Below are 26161 nucleotides of genomic sequence, written 5' to 3' on the forward strand. Positions count from 1 at the left end.
GCCTCTCAGAAGAAGGTGCGGATGTAGTCGGTGACCGTGCCGTCGGCCTCGACCAGCGGGATCAGCTGCCACTTGTCGAACGAGGTGCACGGGTGGGACAGACCCATGCCGATCCAGTCGCCGACCTCCAGTTCGGTCTCCGGCGCGGTGCGCACCCAGCCGTGCTGGTCGGACAGGCCGCTGACGGTGATGCCGGTGGCCGGGCGGATCTCGCCGGTGCGGCCGTCCCGGACGACCTGCGCCTCGGGGAGGTCGAGGTCGTAGGCGGCGTCCCGCTTGCCCGCGTTGACGAAGGCCTGCTCGCCGCTCGGGCGGGAGACGACCTGGGCCCAGAGGCGGAAGGCGGGCTGGAGGGTTCCCTCGTCGGGGACGCGGTTGAACGGGGTGAGGTGGCGGTAGTGGCCGTCGTCGTGCGAGACGTACGCGCCGGACCGCAACAACTTGCAGACCGGCAGCGAGAGTTCGGGGATCTCGGCGAACACGTCGGCCACCGCGTCGAACCAGGCGCTGCCGCCCGCGCTGATGACGATCTCGTCGGTGGCCGCGAAGCGTCCCGCCTTGTCGAAGTCCGTGGCGAGCGCGATCAGCCGGCGGAGCCATGCGCGGACCCGGTCGCCGTCGGCCTGCGGCACCTCTCCCTCGTACCCCGCGACTCCGACGAGGCGCAGTGTGGGGGCGGCGGCGACGGCGTCGGCGATCGCGGCGCAGTCGGCCTCGGTGCGGGCGCCGGTGCGGGCGCCGTCGCCGGCGCCGAGTTCGACGACGACATCGAGCGGGCGGGAGGCCCCGGCGTCCCGCAGGGCCTCGTCCATCAGCTCGGCGCCGCGCACCGAGTCGACATAACAGACGAAGCGGAAGTCGGGGTCGGCATCCAGCTCGCCGGCCAGCCAGCGCAGGGCGACGGCGTCGACGACCTCGTTGGCGAGGAAGATCCGCCGGATGCCGTGGGCGCGGTAGACGCGGACCTGGTGGGGAACGGCGGCGGTGATGCCCCACGCGCCGCGCTCCAGTTGGCGCACGAAGAGCTGCGGCGCCATGGAGGTCTTGCCGTGCGGGGCGAAGGCCAGACCGTGGCGCTCGGCGTACGTCTCGAGGAGGGCGAGGTTGTGCTCGACCGACTCGGCGGACAGGGCGAGCACGGGCGTGGTGAAGCCGCCGTCGAAGAGGTTGCGCCGCTCGGCGGCGAGTTGGGCGACCGTGAGGCCCTCCGCGTCCGGCGGGAGCGCCTTGAAGCGGTGGTCGACACGCTCGTCACCGAGCTGCTCCACGCGCTCGTTCCCGCGTGCGTCGGTGGGCCGGTCGGCGGCCATGGGAGCCTCCTCGAAAGGTCTCATTGCAACATCTGCAACAGTCATTGCGTATAACGCTCAATGGTGTCTAACATCCGGCGCAACGCCGGGTCAATGGATCCGGCTGCCCCAGAACCCGCGAGGAGGCCCCAGGGTGAGCAGCGTGACCGGCACCGCAGCCGCGGACCCGACCGAGGTGATCTGCCTCGGCGAGTCCATGGTCACGTTCATGCCGTCACGGCCCGGGCGCCTCGCCGACGTCCCCTCCTTCGCCCGCACCATCGGCGGTGCCGAGTCCAATGTGGCCTGCGCCCTCGCCGCGGCCGGGCACCGGGTGAAGTGGGTCAGCCGGGTCGGCGCCGACGGGTTCGGCGACCACCTCATCGAGGCGATCGGTGCGTACGGGGTCGACACCTCGGCCGTCGGCCGTGATCCGGACCGGCCCACCGGCATCTACTTCCGCACCGCGACCGACCGGTCCACCGACGCGCACGAAGTCGCCTACTACCGCGCCGGTTCGGCGGCGTCGGCGATGGCCCCGATGACCCTTCCGTACGCGGAACTCACCGGCGCGCGGGTCCTGCACCTGTCCGGCATCACCGCCGCCCTCTCCGCCGACTGCCTGGCGCTGATGCTCGAACTCACCGAACGGCGCGAGGGGCGGCCGCTGGTCTCCTTCGACGTCAACCACCGGCCGGGGCTGTGGCGCGACGCCTCGGGACCGGAGGTGCTGCTGGAGCTGGCCCGCGGAGCCGACCTCGTCTTCGTCGGCGAGGACGAAGCGGCGGACGCGTGGGGACTGCACGGCGGGGCGGCTATCCGCGAGGCGCTCCCGGAGCCCGGTGTCGTCGTCGTGAAGCACGGCGCCCGGGGCGCCACCGCCTACACCGGACCCGTGCCCGAGACGGCCGAGGGGCCCGAGGACGCCGCGCCGGGCGCGGTCTTCGCCCCCGCCCCCCGTGTCGACGTCGTCGCCCCGGTCGGGGCCGGCGACGCCTTCGCGGCCGGCTTCCTCTCCGGGACGCTGCGCGAACTCCCGCTGCGGGACCGGCTGCGGCACGGACACCTCATGGCCGCCGCCGCCCTGACCGTCCCCGGTGACCTCGGCACCCCGCCCTCCACCGCACACGCCGACCGCCTCGCGGAACTGGACGACGCGGCCTGGGGGAGACTTCGACTCGGCCCCGGCTGGACCTCAGCCGTGGATGAGGAGGTACGTACGTCATGAGCCAGACCGTCGACCGCGCGCTGAGCATCCTTCCGCTGCTCGCCCAGGGACCCGCCGACCTCGGACAGGTCGCCGAACGCCTCGGCGTTCACAAGTCCACCGCGCTGCGGCTGCTGCGTACGCTCCACGAGCACGGACTGGTCTACCGCCAGCAGGACCAGCGCTACCGGCTCGGGGCCCGGCTGTTCGCCCTCGCGCAGGAGGCCGTCGAGAACCTCGACGTACGCGAGATCGCCCACCCCCATCTCGTGACCCTCAATGAGCAGATCGGGCACACCATCCATCTCGCCGTGTACGAGGAGAGCGAAGTCCTCTACATCGACAAGGTCGAGAGCCGCTACCCCGTACGGATGTACTCGCGGATCGGCAAGCCCGTCGCGATCACCGTCGCGGCCGTGGCGAAGCTGCTCCTCGCCGATCTGCCCGAGCCCGAACGGCGCGCGGTCGCCGAGAAGCTCGACTACCCCATGTACACATCCCGTTCGACGCCGAACGCCGGTGCGTTCCTCAGAGAACTCACCGTCGTACGCGAACAGGGATGGGCCACCGACCTCGGCGGCCACGAGGAGTCCATCAACTGCATCGGCGCACCCATCCGGGGCGCCGACGGCCGGGTCGTCGCCGCGATGTCGGTGTCCGCGCCGAACGTCGTCGTCACCGGCGAGGAACTCCTCACCCTGCTCCCGCTGGTGCGCCGCACCGCCGACGCCATCAGCCGGGAGTACTCCGGTTCCGTGACTCCGCACTGATGACGGCCGAACATCGAGCTCGACCGCGTACGACCGATACATCGAGTACGACCGAGCACACCGCCGGTACGACCCACCTCTGCACGACACCGCCCGAAGGAAGCTCCATGACCGAGAAGACCGCGATCACCCCCGCCACCCACACCGAGCCGCCCGCCAAGTTCTCCCACGGCGTCAAGAAGGGCAACATCCTTCAGGTCGCCGGGCAGGTCGGATTCCTCCCGGCCGTCGAGGGCCAGGCCCCCACCCCCGCGGGCCCCACGCTGCGCGAGCAGACCCTCCAGACGCTCGCCAACGTCAAGGCGGTCCTCGAAGAGGGCGGTGCGAGCTGGGACGACGTGATGATGATGCGCGTCTACCTCACCGACGTCGGCCACTTCGCCGAGATGAACGAGATCTACAACGCGTACTTCGCGGAGCAGAACCTGAAGGCTCCCGCCTCCGCGCGCACCACGGTCTACGTCGGACTGCCCGCCGGGCTCCTCATCGAGATCGACGCGCTGGCGGTTCTCGGCTGATCATCCGCTGACCTTGCCCGACCACACCCCCCACCCCACTCCGCACGGCCCGGCGCCCGTCCCCGGGGCGCCGTGCCGCGGTCCCCCCTACCCGAAAACACCTCGAACGACAGGTTCCCCCATGCTCCTCGCCGCTGACGCACCGCCACCGGCCCCGCCGCACACCGGTGGACTGCTCCACCTCATCGACGGCACCGCCGGTCTGCTGACCGTCGCCGCCCTCGGTATCGCGCTTCTCCTCGTGCTGATCATCAAGATGAGGCTCCAGCCGTTCGTCGCGCTGCTCGCCGTCTCCATAGCCGTGGGCCTCGCCGCAGGCCTCTCCGTGACCGAACTCTTCGGCACCGTCCAGAAGTCCGCGGCCGTCTCCGTCATCGAGACCGGTATGGGCGGCATCCTCGGCCATGTCGCGATCATCATCGGACTCGGCACCATGCTGGGCGCGATACTCGAAGTGTCCGGCGGAGCCGAGGTGTTGAGCTCGCGTCTGCTGGGCCTGTTCGGCGAGAAGCGCGCGCCGCTGGCCATGGGACTGACCGGTCTGATCTTCGGTATCCCGGTCTTCTTCGACGTCGGCATCTTCGTCCTCGCGCCGATCGTCTACGCGGCGGCCAAGCGCTCCGGCAAGTCGATCATCCTCTACGCGATGCCGCTGCTGGCCGGCCTGTCGATGACCCACGCCTTCCTCCCGCCGCACCCCGGCCCGGTCGCCGCCGCCGGTCTGTTCAAGGTCTCGCTGGGCTGGGTCATCCTGATGGGCCTCGTGGTCGGCATACCCGCGGTCCTCGCCGCCTGGGCGTACGCGGCGTGGATCGGCAAGCGGCTGTTCGTCGAGGTGCCGCAGGACATGCTGGAGGCCGCCGAGGACGCCAAGGCCGCGATAGCCGCCGAGCGCAAGGACCGGCTGGGCGACGGCGCCACCGAGGCGCCCGTGTCGCTCGCCACCGTGCTGCTCATCATCGGTACGCCCCTGGTGCTGATCCTGGCGGCGACGTTCTCCTCCATCGCGCTGGACGAGTCCACGCTCCGGTCGGTCGTCGAGTTCTTCGGCAACCCGTTCGTCGCGCTGACCATCGCACTGTTCCTCGCCTACTACCTGCTCGGCATCCGGCGCGGCTGGTCCCGCAAGTCCCTGGAGCAGGTGTCGACCTCGTCGCTCAAGCCGGTCGGCAACATCCTGCTCGTCGTCGGCGCGGGCGGTGTGTTCGGCGCCGTCCTCAAGGCCAGCGGCGTGGCCCAGGCGCTCTCCGACACCTTCAACGACGTCGGCCTGCCGGTCATCGTCCTCGCCTATCTGATCTCGCTGGTGCTGCGGGTGGCGCAGGGTTCGGCGACCGTCGCGATCGTCACCACGGCCGGCATCGTGCTGCCGCTGGTGGAGAACGGCGGTCACTCGCAGGCCTTCCTGGCCCTGGTCATCATGGCCATCTCGGCCGGTTCGATCTTCGCCTCGCACGTCAACGACGGCGGCTTCTGGATCGTCTCCAAGTACTTCGGCATCTCCGAGCGCGACACCCTGAAGTCGTGGACGGTGCTGGAGTCGGTGCTGTCGGTCGCGGGCTTCGCGGTCGCGGCGGCGCTCAGTCTCGTCGTCTAGGAGCGTCTGTACGGGGGTGCCCACGGACGAAGGCGCCCGGGACGGTATCCGTCCCGGGCGCCTCCCCCGTGCCCGCGCAGGTCAGCTCGCGCAGTACTGCTGTTCCTTGCCGATCGAGCGGTACATGCAGTCCGAGTTCTCCAGCAGTTGCAGCACGGCGTCCCGGTTGCGGCTGGTCTCGCGCTCGATCACCTCGTCGGGCGGGTAGAAGCCGCCGCCGCCGAAGCCCGTCGGGTACATCTCGAAGGTGTACGCGAAGATCTTCTGGTTGCCCCACAGCCAGTCGTCGATCGAGCCGTCCGTGATGTAGAGGTCGCTCGACTGCTCAGGGGTGTAGCCGTTGCTGGCGGCCATCTTCCTGCCGACCGCGGCGAACGCGTCACGGTCGTCCTTCGTCAGCCCCGGCGCGGTGTCCGCGGTGGTGTACCCGTAGGGCCACAGCACCAGTTCGCTGTACGTGTGGAAGTCGATGCCGGTCCTGATCTGCTGCTTGCCGCCGACCACGCGGCTGCGGGCGAAGTCGGCCACGACCTTGACCTCGGGGCCGGACTCGGCGGCGCGGCCGCGGTAGGTCTCGGAGCTCGGGGAGCCCGACGAGCCGTTGCAGCAGCCCCACTTGAAGTTCCAGTTGCGGTTGAGGTCGGTGCCGACGGCCGACGACCCGGTGTTGGGCTGCCGGTTCTTGCGCCAGCTGCGGTACGAGCCGGAGGCGATGTCGTACTCGCCGCCGTCCGGGTTGACGTCAGGGATGATCCAGATCTCCCGGCCGTTGACGGCGTTGGTGACCCGTGAGTCGGTGCCGTAGTCGTCCCCGAGTTCGCGCAGCAGATACAGCGCCATCTCCACCGTCAGATGCTCACGCGCGTGCTGGTGGTGGGTGAAGAGCACCTCGGGCTCGGCCTCGTCGGTCGCGACGTTGTCGCTGATCTTGACGGCGACGATGTCCCGGCCCTGGTAGCTCTTGCCGATGACCCGCTTGCTCATGATGGCCGGGTGGGCGGCGATGCGCTGGTCGATCTCCGCGGTCATCTCGGCGTAGTTGTGATAGCGCGAGTCGGCCGACGGGAAGTCGAACGGCTCCACGGCCGCGCCACCGGTACGGGCCGGCGGGCCGGGCAGCGCCGTCAGTTCGTAGCCGAGCGCGCGAAGCCGTTTCGCCTGGGCGTCGTTCGCGCTCACGACGGCCGAGCGGGCGTCGGCCTCGTCGATCGAGACGCCGGTGGCGGCGATCGCGGTGCGGGCCGCGACACCGGCCGCGCCCTTGATCTCGTACTGAAGGGTCCGTTCCTCCGCGGCGGCCGCGGGAGTGGTCGCAGGGGTCCGGGAATCGTCCGGGGGCGCGGCGTTGGCGGTGAGCGGTGCTGCCACCGCGAGTGCCAGCAGGGCGGCGAACGTGACCGTCCTCCGGCCGCTGCCGCGTATGCGAAGTCGCATGCTGTCTCCTGGGTGTGGAGGTGGGGGGTTGCGCAGGTGCGACACGTCGTGCGGGTGTGTGCGCACATGGTGCGACTCTGGCATGACCCGGTCAAGAGGGAACCTTCGGCCATCCCGTCCCCGATTCGTACGGACCCCTTGCGCGATCACTCCTCCACCGCTTACGTGACCTGAGCCACACGCCGGTACGAGTGAGAAGGCGGCCCGCACATGTCAGGCACCACCGAGAGCAGCACCGACGAGTCCGTGTCCCGACCCCGCAAGTCCAGTTGGAAGTACATCGGCCCCGGCATCGTCGTGGCGGCGACCGGTGTCGGCGCCGGCGACCTCGTCGCCACGCTCATCGCCGGCAGCAACTTCGGCTACACGCTTCTGTGGGCCGCCGTTCTCGGCTGCGTGGTCAAGATCTCGCTCGCGGAGGCGGCCGGCCGCTGGCATCTGTCCACCGGGCGCACGCTCTTCGACGGCTGGGCCGACCTCGGCCGCTGGACCACCTGGTTCTTCGTCGTCTACGTGGTGATCTGGGGCTTCGTCTACGGCGCGGCCGCCATGTCCTCCAGCGGCCTTCCCCTCCAGGCGCTGTTCCCGGGCGTGATGGACCTCGAATGGTGGTCCATTCTCACGGGTGTCGTCGGTCTGGTCTTCGTCTGGTTCAACAAGTACAGCGTCTTCGAGAAGGTCATGACCGTTCTCGTGGGCGTGATGTTCGTGGTCACCGTCTATCTGGCGATCCGTGTCACCCCGAACCTCGGCGACGCCTTCGCCGGTCTGCTGCCCGTCCTGCCGGACGAGAAGGACTCGATCCTCAACACCCTGGGCCTCATCGGCGGCGTCGGCGGCACGATCACGATCGCCGCGTACGGCTACTGGGTCAACGCCAAGGGCTGGACCAACACCGGCTGGATGAAGGTGATGCGGCTCGACAACCGCGTCGCGTACATCACCACCGGCATCTTCGTGGTCGCGATGCTCTTCGTCGGCGCCGAGCTGCTGCATTCGGCCAACGTGGCCATCGCGAGCGGCGACAAGGGGCTGATCCAGCTCGGCGACATCCTGGAGAAGGAGTACGGCCAGGCCACCGCCACGTTCTTCCTCATCGGCTTCTTCGCCACGTCGTTCACCTCGCTCATCGGTGTCTGGCACGGCGTGAGCCTGATGTTCGCCGACTTCGTCGCGCGCTACCGCAAGGACCGCGCCGACGCCGGCGGGGTCACGGGCGAGGAAGTGGCCTCCGGGGCGCGCGAGCGGTCGCTGCCGTTCCGGCTCTATCTGCTGTGGCTGACCTTCCCGCCGATGGTGCTGCTCTTCCAGGGCCAGCCGTTCCGTCTGGTGATCATCTACGGCGTCCTCGGCGCGGCCTTCATGCCGTTCCTGGCCCTGACCCTGGTGTGGCTGCTCAACTCCGCCCGTACTCCGCGGGAATGGCGCAACGGCAAGCTCAGCAACTCGATGCTGGTGGTCTCCGGACTGCTGTTCCTGGTGCTGGCGACCAAGCAGATCGTCGACCAGCCGTGGGCCGACTTCTTCTGACCCTCCCGTCGCTTCCGGAGAGGCCGGACACGGACAGGGCCCGTCCCCGCCGGGAGAGCGGCGGGGACGGGCCCTGTCATCGGCCGGGGGCTACGGCAGGCCGTGCACGTGCGGGCCCACCGCGTTCGACCAGGCGTTGCCGGCCGTCGCGTCCCAGTTCGTGGACCAGGTCATCGCGCCCCGCAGACCCGGGTAGGTCTTCGAGGGCTTGAAGGAACCGCAGTTCGTGCCGCGGGCGAGGCAGTCCAGCGCGTTCCTCACGATCGACGGGTCGACATAGCCGCTGCCCGCGCCCCGCGTGGAGGCCGGCACACCCAGACCCACCTGGGAGGGGTCGAGGCCGTTCTCCAGCTGGATGCAGGCAAGCGCCGTGAGGAAGTCCACGGAGCCCTGCGAGTAGACCTTGCCGTCGCAGCCGAGCATCGAACCGCTGTTGTAGTACTGCATGTTGACGACCGTGAGGATGTCCTTCACGGCCAGCGCGGTCTTGAAGTACTCCGAGCCGGTGTTCTGCATGTCGATGGTCTGCGGCGCCATCGTCAGCACCAGTGAGGTCCCCGCCTTCTGCGACAGCTGGCGCAGCGCCTTCGTCAGATAGGTGGAGTTGATGCCGTGCTCCAGGTCGATGTCGACGCCGCTGAAGCCGTACTCCTGCATCAGTGCGTAGGCGCTGTTGGCGAAGGCGGTGGCGGAGGCGTCACTGTTGACGGTGACGTTCCCCTTCTCGCCGCCGACCGAGATGATCACCGACTTGCCCGCGGCCTTCTTCGCCGCGACGTCGGCCTTGAAGTCGGCGACCGAGGCGTAGCCGACCGCCGGGTCGAGGTTGAAGACGATCTGGCCCGGTGTGGCGGTGGAGTCCGCGAAGGAGACGGCGATGATGTCGTACTGGGACTGCACGTCGCGGAGCTTCTGCACGGTCGCGCCGTTGTTGAAGTTCTGCCAGTAGCCGGTCAGGGCGTGCTTCGGCACGGCCGGGTTGCCCGGGTTGCCGGTGCCCTGGCTCGTCCTGCCGGTGACCGCCGCCGACTTCGGGGACTCGCCCGCGGAGTTCGTCGCCGTCACCTGGAACTGGTACGAGGTGTTCGCGGCGAGCCCGGAGACCGTCGCCGAGGTGCCGCTCGCCGACTGGACCCTGGTCCCGTCGCGGTAGACGTTGTAGCCCGCCGCGCCCGACACCGCGCCCCAGTTCAGGGAGACGGAGGACGAGGTCACCGAGCCGACCGACACCCCGGCCGGTGCGGAGGGGATGCCGGGCTCGGGGTCCGTGCCGCCGCCTCCGTCGGGACCGAAGACATTGACGTCGTCCGCGACGTACGCGGCCTGGCCGTACCACCCGTGCGTGTAGACGGTCACCGAGGTGGTGCTCGCGCCGGTGCGGAAGCTGGTCGACAGCTGGGTCCAACTGCTGCTGCCGGGCGTCCAGGTGGAGACGTCGGTGGTCCCGGTTCCGGTCGCGCCGAGGTAGGCGTACCCGCCCTGCACCCATGCGGCCAGGGTGTAGGTCGAGTTGGGCTTCACGGAGACGGTCTGGGTGCACTTGGCGTTGTCCTGGCCGGCCGGTGTCGCCTTCAGCGCGGAGGAGCCGGTGCGGACGGGGGAGGAGGTGTTCGCGCCACTGCCGCCGGAACAGGTCCAGTTGGAGAGCCCGGACTCGAAGCCGGCGTTCTTGGCGACGTTGATGTCGGCCGCCTGAGCGGTGCCTGTGCTGCCCACGATGGAGATACCGGCTCCGACGGCGAGCGCCAGGGCTCCGCCGAGCCATCTCCGCGAGCGTGTGGTGCGGTCCACTTTGCAGCCTCCGGTGGGGGAGTTGGGGGTGTGGAGGGGGTCTCGGAACGGTGGCCACCGCTGGGCGTACAAACTGGTCCAGACCAATAGGGTTGTCAAGACCTCTGACACCGATTCGTATACGGACGCCCTTCGTCGGTTTTCAGCCAAAGGTGGAGGGTGTCCGCCCTGCTTTCCCGCCATGGGGGCCCATGGTGTCCGCGCTCGCTGATTCGACCGCGCGTTCGGCATTCCGTATTCACTCACGCGTGACGGGAGTCAACTCCTGACCTCTACGTCCGGTTTGGCCTGTGCGGAGAGTGCGCGAGTTGAGGCTCTCGGTTCTGAAAGGTGTTCTCTGCCTCCGAACTCGTGGATAAAGTGCTGAGGCAGGAGCGATGAGCAGTAGGTAACTGCGGTCACGGGTCCCCCGGCGGCCGGAGCTGAACGGGGAACCAGCGTGCCGACCGCAATAGCTGTCACCAGCGCAGATCTGGTGCTACCGCCGATGGACCACCACACGCCCACGGCGGCTCTGCTGCAGGCGCCGGACGTTCAGCCGCTGGATGCCGCCCTCTCCGACATGACGGTTCTGCTGGAACAGCACGGCTATGTGATCGCCCTCTATCCGGCCTCGATTCCGCTCGCCCACGAACGCAGGCTGCACACGGTCCGATCCGTACTGGAGAGCAGTCGCATCGCGCTCCTGAAAGTGGATCTTCCACCCCTGGCGACCGCCGTCCTGGTGCGTCAACTGAGGCAGTTGTCGATCTGCGACTTCAGCGCCGGAATCGTCGCGTCCGCGGCCCGGCTGCTCTCCCACTACATCTATGCCGGAGCGCTGCTCAATTCCGTCACCCGGCTCGACCGGGTGCCGGTGAGCCTCAAATCCCATGCGAAATCATGGGTTCCGGGTTCGCAGTTCGGCGTCCTCGCCAATCCCGACCCCGAGCTGATCAGGATCGGCACCGGCCTGCTCTCCGGCCCCGAGTTCGTCACCCGGCTCGCGGTGGCCACGGGGCAGCTCCAGTCCGACTGGGTGACCGCGACCCTGGCCCCGGCATGGCAGACGCAGAGCCTGGAGGAGGCCCGGCTGCCCGCCGACTCGCCGGTCTGGTGGGGCACGGGCCGGCTGATCGAATTCGCGGCCTTCCTACCCGACATCTCCGTTCTCTACCAGCTGGTTTCATCCGTACGGCGAGAGGTGTGCACCTGGTGCGGAATCGAACTCATCGGTGACCGCTGCGGCTTCTGTTCCGCACCGCTCGCGGCGGCCGAGAACCGCACGCACGAGCCCCGAGCGCTGAGCCGGGGAACGTCCTCGTACCACGGACCGTGAACGGCCGGCCGGGCCGTCCGTATCGAACGGCCTGCCGAAAGCGCGTCCCCCACCGCACTTCTCGCTCTGTCCGCTCCGCCAGTCCACGTCTGCGAACGAGGTTGTCCAGCCCATGAATTCACGCCAACGCCGCGGCATCATACTTCTGCTCCTCTCGGTGCTGTGCGCCCTCGCGGCGTTCGCCGGCGTGATTTCCGTGATCGGCGACGTGAATTCGAAGGTCGGTCCCGAGGTTTCCGCCTACCGGCTCAAGGCCGATGTCTCTCCCTATACGCCTTTGCGGCGCAACCAGTTCGAGAAGATCTCGATGCCCCGTCGCTGGCTCTCCGACAGCGCGGTGACGGACCTGTCCGTGGTGAACGGAAAGATCGCCGTGACGCAGCTGCGCAAGGGGTCGCTGCTCCAGGACGACATGATCGTCAAGCGGCCGGTGCTCGCCTCCGGTGAGCAGGAGATCGCGATCATGATCGATGCCGCCACCGGAGTGGCCGGAAAGATCACCCCGGGGGATCTGGTCAACATCTTCGCGACCTTCGCCGGTAAGGACGAAGGCGACCCGGACCAGTCCCGGATCATCGTCCCCAACGCCAAGGTGATCGACGTCGGCCGGCTCACGCCGCTCGAACCCAAGGACGACAAGCGCTCCAGCGGCCCGCGCGAGGCCGTGCCGATCACCTTCGCGCTCAACACCACCGACGCCCAGCGCGTCGCGTACGCCGAGTCCTTCGCCGAGCATGTGCGCCTCGCGCTTCTCGCCAAGGGGAGCCCGGCCACATTGCGCCCCGGAGACAGCACCTACACCCTCGACGAAGACAAGAACAGGTGAGGGCTGTATGACCACACGCATCCTCCCGGCCGTCGGCGAACCCGATGCGGCCCGGTCCATCACCACCCTGCTGAGCCAGCTCCCCGACGCGGAGCCGGCCGCGCCGGTCGCCGACTCGACCTCGCTGCTCGACATGCTGGCCCGGCTGGCGTCCGAGTCGCTCGACGAACTGCCCGAGGTCGTGCTGGTCCACGAGCGCATCGGACCGGTCCCCGCACTGGAGCTGATCCGTGAAGTGGCTCTGCGCTTCCCCGCGGTCGGCGTGGTCCTGGTGTCGGGCGACGCGAGTCCGGTCCTCTACTCGGCCGCCATGGACTCCGGCGCCCGCGGACTGGTCGGACTGCCGCTGTCGTACGAGGAACTGGCCCAGCGGGTCCAGGCCGCCGCCGGCTGGTCCGTCGGCGTACGGCGCCATCTCGGCCACGGCGGGGACGTGTTCAGCGGGCCCGGCGGCACGGTGGTCACCGTCAGCGGCGCCAAGGGCGGTGTGGGCACCACCGTCATCGCGGTTCAACTCGCCCTCGCTGCCCAGGCGTCGGGCCGTCCGGTGGCTCTCGCCGACCTCGACCTCCAGGCCGGGGACATCGCCTCGTACCTCGATGTGCAGTTCCGCCGCTCGATCGTCGACCTCGCCGGGATCCAGGACATATCCCCGCGCGTCCTCCAGGACGCGCTGTTCGCCCACCAGACCGGGATGGGGCTGCTGCTCGCCCCCGCCGAAGGCGAACGAGGCGAGGAGGTCAACGACCGGGCCGTGCGCCAGATCGTCAGCGCGCTGCGCAACCGCCACGAGGTCGTGATCATCGACTGCGGCACCCAGATGAACAGCGCCAACGCGGCCGCCATCGAGATGGCCGACATCACGCTGCTGGTGACCACCCCGGACGTGGTCGCCGTCCGCGCGGCCAAGCGCATGGTGCGCATGTGGGACCGGCTCCAGATCCGCAAGGCGGAGGAGACGGTCGCCGTGGTGAACCGGCACACGCGCGGCACCGAGATCCAGCCCCCGCTGATCGAGAAGATCACCGGCACCCGGGTCTCGCGGATCGCCGTACCCGCGAACTTCAAGGAGCTCCAGCCCGTCGTCGACGCCGGGCGGATGCAGGACCTGGAGTCCCGGTCGACCGTCAAGCAGGCCGTGTGGGGGCTGGCGGGCGAACTCGGCCTCGTACGCGCTCCGGCAGGTGACCAGAAACAGGGCAGGTTGCGCGGCGACAGGGGATCGATCGGTGTCCGGCGGGCACGGTCGAGGTGACTGCGGTGAGGGGGCACGTCGAGCGATGAGATCTCCAGCGACAGTGACGGCGACATGCGCGATGACATGGTGGCGTGGCGAACGGGGTGAGGCGCCCGTGGTGGCGCGGTCCCGCGATGACCGGGGTCGGGCATCGGTGGTGGCGCGGATGCGCGGCGACCGGGGGCAGGCCGCGATCGAGTTCACGGGCACGGTCCCCGTCATTCTCGCGACGCTCGTCCTGCTGTGGCAGGCCGCGCTGCTCGGCTACACGTTCTCGCTCGCCGGGAACGCCGCGGACGCGGCGGCCCGGGCGGGGGCGGTGGACGGCGACTGCTCGGCCGCCGGCACGGAGGACCTGCCGGGTGCCTGGCAGGGCGGTGCGAGCGTGAGCTGCGGCGAGGCCGGCGACCTCGTGACGGCCACGGTCAGCCTCGACGTACCCGTCCTGTTCCCCGGCAGCGTGAACTTCCCCTTCCGCTTCGATGCCGATGCCTCCGCGGCCCGAGAGGACAGGCCGTGAGGCGCCGCCGGGACGACCGCGGCCAGGCCGCCCTCGAATACGCGGGCGTCATCACCCTGCTGCTCTTCGTCGCCCTCGCCGCGATCCAGCTCGGCATCGTCGCCTACACCGCCCAGCAGGCCGGCACCGCGGCCCGCGCGGCCGCCCGTGTCGCCTCGCACGGCGAAGGCGGCGGCGAGGCAGCCGGTTACGCGGCCATGAGCGACTGGCTCGCGGACGGGGCCCAGGTGAGCGCACCCGCCGGGGGCGGCGAGGTCACGGCGACCGTCACGATCCAGGTCCCCGCCCTGCTGCCGGTCTTCGACTTCGGCTCCGCCGAACGGTCCGTCACCATGCCGGTCGACGAATGACCCCGCCACACCGTCGCGGACGGCGAGAGGAGATGACGTCATGAGCCTGCGGTCACGCATCAGCAGTCCGGAGCCGGTCAACGGCCACAGCGAGGAGAACCGCCTCGTCGGGGTCTACCGCGCCAAGCTCCTGGAGGAGATCGACCTCGCGGAGATGTCCTCGCTCGCCGCCGCCGAACGGCGGGCCCGGCTGGAGCGCGTACTCGGCCACATCATCAGCCGCGAGGGCCCGGTGCTGTCCACCGTCGAGCGCTCGCAGCTCATCCGCCGCGTCGTCGACGAGGCGCTCGGCCTCGGCATCCTGGAACCGCTGCTCGAGGACGCGTCGATCAGCGAGATCATGGTCAACGGCCATGAGCAGGTCTTCGTCGAGCGGGGTGGCCGGCTGGAGATGCTCCCGCTGCGCTTCTCGTCCAACGAGCAGCTGATGCAGACGATCGAGCGCATCGTCTCCACCGTCAACCGCCGTGTGGACGAGGCCAATCCGATGGTCGACGCGCGGCTGCCCTCCGGGGAGCGCGTCAACGTCATCATCCCCCCGCTGTCCCTGACCGGCCCCATCCTCACCATCCGGCGCTTCCCCCGGGCGTTCACGCTCGCGGAGATGATCGCGATCGGTTCGCTCGACGAGCAGATGACGCTGCTGCTGGCGGGACTGGTGCGGGCCAAGTTCAACCTGATCGTCTCCGGGGCGACCGGCACCGGGAAGACGACGCTCCTCAACTCCCTGTCCGCCCTGATCCCCGAGGGCGAACGCATCGTCACCATCGAGGACTCCGCCGAGCTCCAGCTCCAGCAGGCGCATGTGATCACCCTGGAGAGCCGGCCGCCCAACGTCGAGGGCAAGGGCCGCGTCACCATCCGGGACCTCGTACGCAACTCCCTGCGTATGCGCCCCGACCGCATCATTGTCGGTGAGGTCCGCGGCGGAGAGACGCTCGACATGCTCCAGGCGATGTCGACCGGTCACGACGGGTCGCTCGCCACCGTCCACGCCAACAGCGCCGAGGACGCGCTGATGCGCCTCCAGACGCTGGCGTCCATGTCCGAGGTCGAGATCCCGTTCGTGGCCATCAAGGACCAGATCAACAGCGCCGTCGATGTGATCGTGCAGCTCACCCGGCATGCCGACGGCTCTCGCCGGGTCACCGAGATCGCCGTCGTCGACTCCTACGGCCGTGAGGAGTACCGCATCGTCTCCGTCTGCCGCTTCAACGCCCAGCCGATGTCCGCCGACGGACGGATCCACGGGCGGTTCGAGTACTACCCGGTGCCGCGGCGGGTCGCGGAACGCCTCTACATGAAGAACGAACCGCTGCCACCGGCCTTCGGTATCGCTGCCTCCGAGGCCCAGCTCGCCGTGCGCAGGTCCCTCCTGTGACACGGCCACGATCCGGCCGGCCACCCCGACCACCTTGATGCCGCCGCCCCTCCGACGACTCGACCACCCCCACCCCGACCCCGACGCCTCCGACGACTCGACCACCCCCCGACCGCACCCCGAGAAGGTCCCGCCGCCATGGACAACCTCCCGCTCCTGACGATCGGAGTCACGCTGCTCGCCTGTGTGCTCTGCGTCGTCGGCGTGCACGCGTACTCCTCCGGCAGGGCCCAGCGCCAGGCACTCGTCGAGCGCATGTCGCAGACGGGCCCGCTCGCCCTTCCCTCCGGCAGGCGGCGGCGGTTCGGCGGCGTCGACCGGCGGCTGCGCGGGACACGGCTCGGCAACCGCATCGAACGGAAGATCGCGGTCACGGGCCTCGACCTGACGCCCGGCGAGTACGTCGTCTACGTCGTCGCCGCCCTGCTCGCCGTGTACGTCGTCGTCAGCGCGATCTTCGCCCCCTTCTTCGGCGTGCTCGCCTCCGTCGCGAGCCTGTGGGGCGCCAACGCCTTCCTCAACTGGCAGCGCGTCAAGCGCACCGAGGCGTTCATCGCCCAGCTCCCCGAGTTCACCCGCGTCCTCGCCAACGCCACCCAGGCCGGACTGGCGCTGCGCACCGCGCTGGCGATGGCGGCCGAGGAGCTCGACGACCCCGCGGGCCATGAACTGGGCATGGTCGCCGACCAGTTGGCGCTCGGACAGTCCCTGGACGACGCGCTCGGCGAACTCGCCGAACGGCTGCCCTCCCGCGAGCTCATCGTCCTGGTCACCACCCTCATCCTCGCCAACCGCGCGGGCGGTCAGGTCGTCACCTCGCTGCGGAACCTGACCGAGACGCTCGAGGAGCGGAAGGAGACCCGCCGTGAGGTCACCACGATGCTCTCCCAGATCAAGGTCACCGCACTGGCGGTGCCCCTTCTCGGGCTCGGCTTCCTCCTGATGATCAACGCGATGACCCCGGGCGCCCTCGACAAGATGACGGGCTCGGTGGTCGGCCAGCTCGCCACGCTCATCGCCTTCGGCCTGTACGCGCTGGGCGCCTTCCTCATCCGCCGCATGTCCAGGATCCAGGTCTGAGAGGGCGACGACACCATGGGACTTCTGCTCGCCGCGCTCCTCGCGGTCTCCGTGTACGGGATCTTCCACGGCATCCGGATGTACCGGGCCGACGCCCGGCTCCCCGGCGACCTCGCGCTCGCGCTGGAGGTGGGCTCGACGCGGACCACCGCCGTCGGCTCGGGCATCGACCGCCTCGGCATGCGGTACGCCCCCGCCGTGCTGCGCGCCATGGGCCCCAAACGGGTCGACGCCGTCCGCAGACGGCTCGACATGGCGGGCAACCCCTCCGGCATGACCGTCGACCGCTACGCCGCCCGCCGCGCGGTGTACGGCTTCCTGGGCGTGCTGGCGGCCTTCTCCATGCTGCTGCGGGGCCAGATCGTCATCGCCGTCCTCGCCCTGCTGTTCGGACTCTTCTGGACCGACGTCATCATCCGCGCGGCGATCCGCAGACGCCGTGAGGACATCGAACGCACGCTGCCCGACTTCCTCGACGTCCTCGCCGTCGTCGTCTCCGCCGGGCTCGGCTTCCGCCAGGCGCTGGAACGCGTCGCGGAGAAGTACCAGGGCCCCTGGTCCGACGAACTGCGCATCACCCTGCGGCAGATGGACATGGGGGTCAGCCGGCGCGACGCCTTCGACCAGCTGCGCCGGCGCAACGACTCCGAGCAGGTGTCGATGTTCGTCACCGCCCTCCAGCAGGGGGAGGAGCTCGGTGCGCCGATCGTCGACACCCTGATCCAGATCGCCACCGACATGCGCCGTACGGACGCGCAGAACGCCCGGCGGAACGCCGCGAAGGCCGTGCCCAAGTCGACGCTGGTGGTCACGCTGGTCATGCTCCCGGCCACCATGATCCTCATCGTCATGAGCTTCTACTACGGCTCCGGGGTCGACCTCGGAGACGTCCTGGGCGGCTGACCACCGCCCACCCGGACACCCGCACATCCGGCGGCCCGGACCCGGGCCGCACAGACCGCCCGGACCCGCCGACACAGAGGAACGACCGAAGGGGAGGTGGACACGATGGCACCCGGCAAAGCCGTGCTCAGCGGCGGAAACGCGGGCGAGACACCGGCCGACGTGGCCTCCACGGGCCCCGCACGTCTGCCGTCACTGCCCATTCAGGTCAACGCCCTCCAGGCGCTGTGCCGTCAGGTCTTCGGATTCCGGCTGGCCATGATCGCCCTGGCCGCTCCGTTCGCTCTCGACGGCACCCGCCCCGGCCCGGCGACCTGGCTGGTGGGCGCCGCGGTACTGGTCACCTTCATGAGCTCCTACGTCCTCCTGCGGGACTGGGAACGCTTCGGGCCCGTCCTGTTGCGCCACCCGTGGCTTCTCGGAGCCGACATGACGTTCGGCGCGCTGCTGCTGATCACGGCCTCGCCCGACTCCACCCTCGCCTACGTCACCATGTGCACCCCGCTGCTGGCCGGACTGATCTCCGGATGGCGCGGAGCGGCCGTGTTCGCCGTCCTCCAGTCGCTGATCATCGCGGGCGCATACGCGGTCAACGCCGAGGCCGAGGCCCGCTTCACCGCCCTGCTGCTGCCCGGCCTGTGTGTCCTGGCCGGAGCCATCGGCAGCACCCTGCGCAATCTGATGCTCGGATTCGGAGCGGCCAGCCAGGCGCTGACGGAGGCGCGCGCCCGGCTCGCCGTCAGCGGCGCGGTCGAGCAGGAACGGGCCCGGCTCGCCCGGGAGATGCACGACTCCGTGGCCAAGACCCTGCACGGTCTGGCGCTCGCCGCCGACGGCCTCGCGAGTTCCGCCGACCGGATGGACCCGCTCACCGTCAAGCACCAGGCGGACCTGGTGGCCCGCTCGGCCCGCCGGGCCGCGGCCGAGGCCCGCGAACTCCTGTCGGACCTGCGCCGGGAGTCCGGCCTCGACGGCGGCGTCGACCTGCTGGCCGAACTGGCGGCACGCACGGACGACTTCGCCCGCCGCAACGGCGTACGGGCCTCCTTCAGCCCTCTCGGCGACGGGCCGCCCCCGCATGTGCCACCCGCCGTCGCCCGTCAGGCCCTGACCATCGCCTCCGAGGCCATGGAGAACGCCCACCGCCACGGCGGGCCGACCTACCTCGCCGTATCGGCCGGAGTCACCGGCGACGTGCTGCGGATCAGCGTGTACGACGACGGCCGCGGCCTGCCGCCCGGCACCTCCCTCGAAGGGCTGCGTCAGGCGGGCCACTTCGGTCTGGTGGGCATGGTGGAGAGAGCGGCGTCCATCGGCGCGAGGATCCGTATCGGCCGGGGGAGGGCGGCGAAGGGCACGGAGGTCCGCCTGGAACTGCCGGTGGTCGCGCTGGGGGTGGTCGGGGGCATACCCCGGCAGCCGGCCGGGCCGTCCCGCCGCCGGACGCCGTACACCCCCGAGGCACAGCGCACACGAACGGTCACCTGACAACGCCACCCCCTGTCCCCGCCCTTCGAGAGGAGGCCGCAGCCATGCCGGACGAGCACTCCCGCACCTCGGGACAGCACTGGAGCCTTCAGTCGCATGTCTCGCAGCACACGTCCTCGCACACCTCCGACGAACTTCCCGCGCTGCCTACGCAGTTACCGGCGGCTGCCCCACCCCTGCGGGTGGTCGTGGCCGACGACAACCCCGTCGTACGAGCCGGGCTCACGGTCCTGCTTCAGGGCCGGGACGACCTCGACGTCGTGGCCGAGGCTGCGGACGGCCGCGCGGCCTACGAAGCCGCGGTCCGGCACCGGCCCGACGTGATCCTGCTCGACGTCCGGATGCCGGGGGTCGACGGCCTCGCCGCGCTTCCGCATCTGGTACGCCTCGCGCCGGTGCTGATGATGACCTACAGCCGGGAGAGCGAGATCGTGCACGAGGCGCTGCGCCTGGGCGCCGGGGGCTATCTGGTGCACGGCGAGTTCACCGCGGACCAACTGGTCGTCGCCGTAAGGGACATCAAGGCGGGCCGGGCGACCTTCACCCACTCCGCGTCGGGGGCCCTGCTCGCAGGGGTGCGGAGCGGTCGGCAATTTGCTCAACGGTCTTCGCTTACGCAAGCGAATGTGGCACATTCGTCTTCAGGCCCCGATGTAGCCGGTGAACTGCGGGGAGTGATCACCGAGTTGAGTCAGCGGGAGGTGGAGGTGATGGACCTGATCGCGTCGGGTATGACCAATCAGCAGATCGCCGCCTCCTGCTTCATCAGCCAGAAGACGGTCAAGAACCACATCAACCGCATCTTCGCCAAGTTGAACGCGGGCAGCCGGGGCGAGGCCATCGCCGTCTGGCGCAGCCTCGCACGAGGGGGGTCGGCGTGAGGGCGTCACGCACACCCCGCTGCCCCGATTGGGCCCACCCTTGGGCCCACAGACCCATGTCCGCCGTCCCGCCCCGGGCGTACGGTGCACGCGCTGTCAGCCGGACCGGCCTGGAGGAAGTCGATGTCGAACGTGACGCTGAAGGCGATCGTGAACACCCGTGTGTACGTGGCCGCCTGGGTGGCCGCGACGGCACTGGCGATGAAGGAACGCCGCGACGAGGGCCAGGGCGCGGTCGAGTACGTGGGCGTGATCGTGCTGGTGGCGCTGATTATCGCGGCGCTGGTGGGGTCGGGGGTGGCGAACGACATCGCCACGGGCCTCACGACCAAGGTCAACGAGATTCTGGGCGGAGGCGGTGGGGAGTAGTCCCTCTCCCTGCTGGTAGTACCCGTGAGGCAGGGCAGGCCGCTCCCATCTATATCGCGATGGTGGCGGGCCTGCTCTTTCTCGCGCTCGCGTTCTTTGCCGTGGGTCAGGCGGGAGCCACCCGCAACGGTGCTCAGTCCGGAGCCGACGCTGCCGCCCTCGCTGCCGCCATGGAGTCCCGCGACCGGGTCCTGGGCGACGGTGAACTCGACCTGGACTTCCTGGGCAGCCTTCTCGACGGCGATGTGATCGGGGATCCCGGCGGCGGCTGCGCGGCAGCCGGCCGATTTGCGGGTGAGAACGAGACGACGGTAGCGGGGTGCGACTTTCTGGGCCCCGGCCGGTGGGGCTTCCGGGTGACCGTCGATTCCCAGCCGCTCGGAGAGACGATCCTCCCGGGAACAGCCGACAAGCGTGCCGAGGCGAAGGCCACCGCTGTCGTGGAGCCCTTGTGCACCTTCGAGCCCTCGGAGAACGAGCCCTCGGACGAGCCCTCGCCGGGTGACGGCAACGAGCCCGAAGAGCCCAGCCCGTCGCCCCCCGCAGAACCGGAGTCCCTGGGGACGCTGCACTGCCCTGACGGCCCCATCGACATCGACCCGGAAGACACGGATCCACTTCCCGACCTGTCCGAACTCTTCACCGTCCGGCTGGTCGACGAGTGACCCCGACCGAACGCAAAGGAACACCACTCATGAGTATTCGGCACGGAGCGATGACCCGCAGGGCAGTGACCGCCGTCCTTGTGGCAGCGGCTCTGTCGCTGTCGACGGCGTGCGGCGGCGGTGACAGCGGCTCCGACGACGACAAGAAGAGCAGCAGCTCGGCGTCCACGGAAGCGGGCAAGCCGGAAGAGTCCGGCGACGACGGTGGCAACACCGTGCCGGACAAGAGCAAGACCTTGGCCACCATCAACGGCAGCAACGGTTTTGAGTTCGTGATCCACAGCGCCGTTCGGGACGGCGGTGGCTTTCTGACGATTTCCGGAGCGGTGAAGAACACGACCGGGAAACGGCAGATTCCCCCGATTCAGTGGAACGGTGAAGAGACCCAGGTCAAGCGCACAGGCAGGTCATTCGCCGGGGTGACCCTGGTCGACAAGGTGGGGAAGAAGCGCTACTACGTCCTGCGCGACACCGACGGCTTTCCCCTGACGACCACTGGCCTCAGTGCATTCGAGGGCGGCCAGAGTGTCGACTTCTTCGCCCAGTTCCCCGCACCCCCCAATGAGACCACCACCCTCGATCTCCAGATCCCCCTCATGCCCACCGCCACGATTGAGATCTCCTGATGCGTGCGGCACCCGTCTCCCTCGCCGCCCTGTTCCTCTTCACCAGCATCCAGCTGACCGCCGCCCCCGCCGCGTCCGGCGCCCCCGTCGACGACGACCCGAGCGTCCCGCCCGGGACCGAGTCGACGTACACCCCGCCCGAGATCGACGGCAGCAACCCCGGCCTGAAGATGCGCGACGGCGCCACCCTCGCTCAGCCGCGTGTGCTGGACATCGTCTCCATCGTGGAGACCGAGGGCGGCGAGGAGCGCCGTGAAGAGACCACGTCCTCACTGAAGTTCGCGCTCCAGGCCGAGGTCCTGTTCGGCAAGGACAGCGCCAAGCTCACCCCCCAGGCCAACGGCCGTATCTCCGCCATCGTCGCCGAGATCAAGAAGCACAACGCCCAGAAGATCCGCGTCTTCGGGTTCACGGACAACCTCGGTACGTACGAGCACGGCCGGGTCCTGTCCAAGAAGCGCGCCGACGCCGTCCACGGGGTGCTCAGCGGGCAGCTCGACGACGCCGGGATCACCTACGAGGTCCGCGGTTACAGCGAGGACTATCCGATCGCGGACAACTCCAGCGAGGAGGGCCGGACCAAGAACCGTCGGGTTGAGGTCTCCTTCCCGACCGGGGGCACCAACTGAACGCGTTCCCGCCGTACGTCCCGCAGCCGGCCCGCAGTACGCTGCGGGCCGGCTGTCGACCGAGTGGGCCGAGGAGCGCGCGGATGAGACGGGTACGGGCGGCAACGGTGGCGGCTCTCCGCGGAGTTCTCCTCGCACTCGTCACCGGGGCTCTCCTCGCGCCGGCGTCCGCGGCCGCCGTTTCCCCGAGCGGCCCGGCCGCCGCCTACCGGACCGCCCCGGACGCCAAGCCCGTCCACGGCGCGCAGTCCAGCGCCGAGGGCCCGCGGCTGCGGCCCGGGACGTACACCGACACCGTCTCCGCGGGGGAGCGGAAGTTCTACCGCGTCGTGCTCGACGACGTGTCGAACGCCTATGTCTCCGCCGTACTCGCTCCGCCGCCCGGCAGCCCGGTCGGCGCCACGGAGGGCGTGCGGATCACGCTGGCGTCCGCGGACGGTGAGAAGTGCAGTGTGAGCAACGACGTCACGTTCGGCAGCTCCACCGCCCGGCCCGTCGCCGACTACGCCACGCGGCGCATCGGTCAGGGCCGGGAGTGCCAGGAGGCCGGTGACTACGTCTACAGCGTCGAGTGGATCGGCTCCGGAGCCGGTTCCGGGGCCCGTGACTGGCCGCTGGAGCTGACGTACATGGCGGAGCCCGGGGTCGGGGCGGGGTCGCAGACGCCCGCGCCGTCGTCCTGGGCGACCAGCCCGGCGGAACCCGTCACCGGTACACCGAACGGCGTCGACGGCGGATCCGGTTTCAACGACGCGCCCGCTGTCGGCCACGGCGTGTGGAAGGACCGGCTGAGCCCCGGCGAGAGCAGGTTCTACAAGGTGCCCGTCGAGTGGGGTCAACAGGTTTTCCTCGACGCGGAGTTCGCGGGTACGGCCGGCGGCCGGACCGTCTCGGTTCCGGACGGCCTGCGGCTGACGCTGTTCAACACGGGCCGCGGGTTCGTCAAGAACGCGGCGGCCGGATACCGGGGCGGCCCTTCGGAGGTGTCGCTCGGCACGGCACCCGCCGCGTTCGCCAACCGGACCTCGACCCGGGACGACACGGGGGCCATGCGCTTCTCGGGCTGGTACTACGTCCGGGTCTCGCTCGACCAACGGGTGGACACCGCACTGCCGTTGACCCTGCGGGTCGGCGTCGAGGGCGATCGCGCCGAAGGCCCGGCGTACCGAGGTGACGCCGTCGCGGCCGGCTTCGGGCTCACCGACGCGGACCGGGCGGCCGCGCAGGACGGGCGGGCGGCGTCCGGCAGCGGCACCGGGAACAGTGCGCTGTACCGGGCCGGCGGCTACACCGGGATCGGCCTGGGCACGGCTCTCGTACTGATCCTCGTCGCCTGGACCCTGCTGGCCCGCCGCGGCCGCGGCCGCCACGTACGGCAGCCGCTGCCGTGGGAGCCGCGCGCCCACTGAGCGGGCCGGGCGGCGTGGGCCTTCTGAGCCGCCGCGCCGCTGGTCGGACACAAGGCCCAGGTCACGGGGGCCCACGATTGGGCCCGGGGGCCCATGACCCCGGCACATCCGCTCCTTACCGTCGCTTCATGTCGCCACACGGGGTTGTGCGTCGGGCCCGCCGTCGAGTGTGCCGTGGGCTGCCGCGCCCCCGCGCGCGCCTCCTCGGCCCGCGGAAGCGCGGGGGCCGGTCGGGCCGGCCGGCCGTCGACCGTGCGGGCCGGGTCGACGACGGGACCTCTTCGTGATCTACAGCTTTCTGACCGTCCACCGGCTGACCGTGTCCGCCATGGCGGTGGCACTGGCGCGGGCGGTGGGCGTGCCCTCCGCAGCGGTCGACATCGCCGACGACGACTCGGCCGAGGGCCGGGACGGCCGCGACTGGAACGCACTCGTGCTCTGCGGCTATCACGCGGTCGCCGGGGATGTCGCGCTGGCCTGGGAGGTCTCTGTCGCGGACGCCGTGCCCGACCCCCCGGACGAGGCGGAGGCGGCGCGGAGCCTCGCGGCCCTGAGCGGTACGACGGTGCTGTACCCCGCCGAGGAGGCGGTTCCTTCCGCGTACTGGGCGGCCGCCCCGGACGGCACGGTGACGCGCGCCCGCGTGGTCGAGGCGGGCGCGAGCGGCGGAGCCCTGGTGGTCGAGGTCGAGGCCGTCGAGACCGCCATCGCCCAACTGCCCTCGGCACGTGTGCAGTTGCTGCCCGAGATCTTCCGCGAGGAGAAGGTGCCCACCCCGGTGACGGACGCCTTCGCCGCCCTCACCGACGCGGACGGCAGGTCGCCGGCTCGGGGCCCGGAGAACCGGGCCCGCGAGGAACTGCTGCTCTGGGAACGTCTCGTCCGCAGGATCGCGGCCGACTGGGCGCCGACCGGCCGCTACCCGGAGGAGCTGTATCTGGAGGACCTGCGCACCCGCGACCGGCTCGCCGAGCGGCTGTCCACCGTGCACGGCACCCTGGCCGCGGAAATCGCTCGTTCCGCCGAGACGCTCGACGTACTCTTCCGTACGCACACCACGGACGACGGGGGAGAGCTGCTCGGACGCCTGACCAGGGCGGGCTCCGCGATGGCGGACCGCGGCTGGTGGTGGAGACGACGACCTTCCCGGCTGCCCTGGGCTTGACGGCTTGACGGCCTGACGGCCTGACGGGGGCGAGCGGTCCGGCCCGCGTGCTGACGACAGGTGTGCCGGCGAAGGAGGAACGAGGGTGGCAGTGCCGTTCGGTGACCGGTTGCGGGACGAGCTGGGTCCGCCCCGGCGGGCACGGCTGCTCGACAGCAGCCCGCGGTCGGCGGTCTGGCGCATCGAACTGGCGGACGGCACGGCCGCCGTGGTGAAGCAGCTCGTCGCCGATGAGGCAGCCGACGGGGCCAGGGGTGAAGCAGCCGACGCCGCGGCCGACGAACGCTACCGCCGTGAGACCACCGCCCTGCGCTTCGCCGGACGCGTGCGTCCCGCGGTGGTGCCACGCCTGCTCGGCACGGACCCGGACGACCGGGTGCTCGTACTGGAACATGTGGAGCACCGAACACCGGCCCAGGGCTGGCAGATCGTGTACGCACAGGGCCTAGCCCGGTTGCATGCCGCGGCCACGGGCGACGAGGCGGAGCTGCCCCGCTGGACCGGTCCCGGTGAGCGCGACGTGACCGCGTTCCTGGCGTTCGCCCGGCGTCTCGGTGCCACCGTTCCGGCGTCGGCGGAGGACGAACTCGGCGCGCTCGTGCACCGCCTCGGCGCACCGGCCGGACGCACGGCCCTGCTGCACGGCGACCCCTGTCCCGGCAACGATCTGCACACCCGCGACGGCATCCGATTCGTCGACTTCGAGCAGGCATGCCTGGGCAACGGCCTCATGGAACTCGCGTATCTGCGCATCGGGTTCCCGACCTGCTGGTGCGTGACCGACGCCGCCGAGCCGATGCTGTCCGAGGCCGAGGAGATGTACCGCACCACCTGGCGTGCGGCGACCGGCACCGAGGTCGACGGCGATCTCGCCGACGCCTGCGCGGGCTGGCTGATCCGGGGCGACGCCCTGGTCGAGCGCGCTCGCCGGGGCACGGTCGACCGGCTCGCCCGTGCGGTGGACGAGGACTGGAAGTGGGGCACGGTCACCGCACGGGAGCGGCTGCTGCACCGGCTCGACGTGGTCGCCGGGACGGCCGGGTGCCATGAGGCGCTGGGTGCGCTGGGTGCGCTCGCCGGGGACCTGCGTGACCGGGTCCGACAGCGATGGCCCCGGCTCGGCACGGTCCCCACCCGCAGACCGTCGTCGTAGACAGCCGGGCGAACTCACGCGCCGG

Annotated in this window: 24 protein-coding genes and 1 pseudogene; 22 read left to right on the forward strand and 3 right to left on the reverse strand. The window is 70.3% G+C overall.

Annotated elements, in window-relative coordinates; all coding sequences use genetic code 11:
• Positions 1-5 precede the first annotated feature (5 nt).
• A complete protein-coding gene (locus ACFWU3_RS16645; RefSeq protein ID WP_384437277.1) occupies positions 6-1310 on the reverse strand; it encodes an amino acid deaminase in 1305 nt (434 codons plus the stop codon).
• Between the two features lie 196 nt (positions 1311-1506).
• On the opposite strand from ACFWU3_RS16645, the gene ACFWU3_RS16650 reads away from it, so the two are divergent.
• From ACFWU3_RS16650 to ACFWU3_RS16665, 4 genes are all read left to right on the forward strand, one after another.
• Positions 1507-2517, forward strand: coding sequence for a sugar kinase (locus tag ACFWU3_RS16650; protein ID WP_384437508.1), 1011 nt, complete (start codon positions 1507-1509; stop codon positions 2515-2517).
• Entirely contained in the window at positions 2514-3266 is a 753-nt protein-coding gene (locus tag ACFWU3_RS16655) for an IclR family transcriptional regulator (RefSeq protein WP_313944397.1), read from the forward strand. The genes ACFWU3_RS16650 and ACFWU3_RS16655 overlap by 4 nt, the downstream gene beginning before the upstream one ends.
• Positions 3267-3373: 107 nt before the next feature.
• Positions 3374-3784 carry a RidA family protein gene (locus ACFWU3_RS16660; RefSeq protein WP_327680796.1) on the forward strand — a complete coding sequence of 137 codons (411 nt, stop codon included), beginning with the start codon at positions 3374-3376 and terminating at the stop codon, positions 3782-3784.
• A 121-nt stretch (positions 3785-3905) separates the two neighbouring features.
• Complete coding sequence (locus ACFWU3_RS16665; protein WP_384437281.1) at positions 3906-5381, forward strand: GntP family permease; 1476 nt, start codon at positions 3906-3908, stop codon at positions 5379-5381.
• An 81-nt stretch (positions 5382-5462) separates the two neighbouring features.
• Here the strand turns inward: ACFWU3_RS16665 and ACFWU3_RS16670 are convergent, their stop codons facing one another.
• Entirely contained in the window at positions 5463-6815 is a 1353-nt protein-coding gene (locus ACFWU3_RS16670) for a M14 family metallopeptidase (protein WP_384437284.1), read from the reverse strand.
• 210 nt (positions 6816-7025) lie between these two features.
• On the opposite strand from ACFWU3_RS16670, the gene ACFWU3_RS16675 reads away from it, so the two are divergent.
• Positions 7026-8345 carry an Nramp family divalent metal transporter gene (locus ACFWU3_RS16675; protein WP_313944393.1) on the forward strand — a complete coding sequence of 440 codons (1320 nt, stop codon included), beginning with the start codon at positions 7026-7028 and terminating at the stop codon, positions 8343-8345.
• A gap of 90 nt (positions 8346-8435) precedes the next feature.
• On the opposite strand, the gene ACFWU3_RS16680 is transcribed toward ACFWU3_RS16675, so the two are convergent.
• On the reverse strand, positions 8436-10136 hold the full coding sequence (locus tag ACFWU3_RS16680) for a chitinase (RefSeq protein ID WP_384437288.1): 1701 nt from the start codon (positions 10134-10136) through the stop codon (positions 8436-8438).
• Between the two features lie 487 nt (positions 10137-10623).
• Between ACFWU3_RS16680 and ACFWU3_RS16685 the strand changes: the two genes are divergently transcribed.
• The 17 genes and pseudogenes from ACFWU3_RS16685 to ACFWU3_RS16765 all read left to right on the forward strand — a co-directional run bounded on the left by ACFWU3_RS16685 (position 10624) and on the right by ACFWU3_RS16765 (position 26136).
• Positions 10624-11454: a hypothetical protein gene (locus tag ACFWU3_RS16685; RefSeq protein WP_384437511.1), complete on the forward strand. Its 831-nt coding sequence runs from the start codon at positions 10624-10626 to the stop codon at positions 11452-11454.
• A 112-nt stretch (positions 11455-11566) separates the two neighbouring features.
• Complete coding sequence (gene cpaB, locus ACFWU3_RS16690; protein WP_384437291.1) at positions 11567-12280, forward strand: Flp pilus assembly protein CpaB; 714 nt, start codon at positions 11567-11569, stop codon at positions 12278-12280.
• Positions 12281-12287: 7 nt separating this feature from the next.
• On the forward strand, positions 12288-13535 hold the full coding sequence (locus tag ACFWU3_RS16695; protein WP_384437294.1) for a CpaE family protein: 1248 nt from the start codon (positions 12288-12290) through the stop codon (positions 13533-13535).
• A gap of 148 nt (positions 13536-13683) precedes the next feature.
• Positions 13684-14037, forward strand: coding sequence for a TadE/TadG family type IV pilus assembly protein (locus ACFWU3_RS16700; RefSeq protein ID WP_384437297.1), 354 nt, complete (start codon positions 13684-13686; stop codon positions 14035-14037).
• Positions 14034-14387 (forward strand): TadE/TadG family type IV pilus assembly protein, encoded by a 354-nt coding sequence (locus ACFWU3_RS16705; protein WP_384437300.1) that lies wholly within the window; start codon positions 14034-14036, stop codon positions 14385-14387. Before ACFWU3_RS16700 ends, ACFWU3_RS16705 begins: the two co-directional genes overlap by 4 nt.
• A gap of 40 nt (positions 14388-14427) precedes the next feature.
• Positions 14428-15768, forward strand: a complete 1341-nt coding sequence (locus ACFWU3_RS16710; RefSeq protein WP_327680780.1) for a CpaF family protein — start codon at positions 14428-14430, stop codon at positions 15766-15768.
• 138 nt (positions 15769-15906) lie between these two features.
• Complete coding sequence (locus ACFWU3_RS16715) at positions 15907-16848, forward strand: type II secretion system F family protein (protein ID WP_384437304.1); 942 nt, start codon at positions 15907-15909, stop codon at positions 16846-16848.
• A gap of 15 nt (positions 16849-16863) precedes the next feature.
• Positions 16864-17751, forward strand: coding sequence for a DUF5936 domain-containing protein (locus ACFWU3_RS16720; protein WP_384437307.1), 888 nt, complete (start codon positions 16864-16866; stop codon positions 17749-17751).
• A gap of 105 nt (positions 17752-17856) precedes the next feature.
• Positions 17857-19239: a sensor histidine kinase gene (locus ACFWU3_RS16725; protein WP_384437310.1), complete on the forward strand. Its 1383-nt coding sequence runs from the start codon at positions 17857-17859 to the stop codon at positions 19237-19239.
• 44 nt (positions 19240-19283) lie between these two features.
• Positions 19284-20120 (forward strand): response regulator, encoded by an 837-nt coding sequence (locus ACFWU3_RS16730; RefSeq protein ID WP_384437313.1) that lies wholly within the window; start codon positions 19284-19286, stop codon positions 20118-20120.
• A gap of 123 nt (positions 20121-20243) precedes the next feature.
• On the forward strand, positions 20244-20489 hold the full coding sequence (locus ACFWU3_RS16735) for a hypothetical protein (RefSeq protein ID WP_313944382.1): 246 nt from the start codon (positions 20244-20246) through the stop codon (positions 20487-20489).
• Between the two features lie 44 nt (positions 20490-20533).
• A pseudogene (locus ACFWU3_RS16740) lies at positions 20534-21154 on the forward strand (pilus assembly protein TadG-related protein); the annotation flags it as partial.
• A gap of 50 nt (positions 21155-21204) precedes the next feature.
• Positions 21205-21780 (forward strand): hypothetical protein, encoded by a 576-nt coding sequence (locus ACFWU3_RS16745; RefSeq protein ID WP_384437316.1) that lies wholly within the window; start codon positions 21205-21207, stop codon positions 21778-21780.
• On the forward strand, positions 21780-22409 hold the full coding sequence (locus ACFWU3_RS16750) for an OmpA family protein (RefSeq protein WP_384437319.1): 630 nt from the start codon (positions 21780-21782) through the stop codon (positions 22407-22409). The genes ACFWU3_RS16745 and ACFWU3_RS16750 overlap by 1 nt, the downstream gene beginning before the upstream one ends.
• Before the next feature lie 83 nt (positions 22410-22492).
• Positions 22493-23818 carry a hypothetical protein gene (locus ACFWU3_RS16755; protein ID WP_384437322.1) on the forward strand — a complete coding sequence of 442 codons (1326 nt, stop codon included), beginning with the start codon at positions 22493-22495 and terminating at the stop codon, positions 23816-23818.
• Positions 23819-24101: 283 nt separating this feature from the next.
• Positions 24102-24983 carry a hypothetical protein gene (locus tag ACFWU3_RS16760; protein WP_384437325.1) on the forward strand — a complete coding sequence of 294 codons (882 nt, stop codon included), beginning with the start codon at positions 24102-24104 and terminating at the stop codon, positions 24981-24983.
• An 85-nt stretch (positions 24984-25068) separates the two neighbouring features.
• Positions 25069-26136 (forward strand): phosphotransferase family protein, encoded by a 1068-nt coding sequence (locus ACFWU3_RS16765; RefSeq protein WP_384437327.1) that lies wholly within the window; start codon positions 25069-25071, stop codon positions 26134-26136.
• Positions 26137-26161: the final 25 nt, after the last annotated feature.

Source organism: Streptomyces sp. NPDC058685 (assembly GCF_042714725.1).
Lineage (GTDB): Bacteria > Actinomycetota > Actinomycetes > Streptomycetales > Streptomycetaceae > Streptomyces.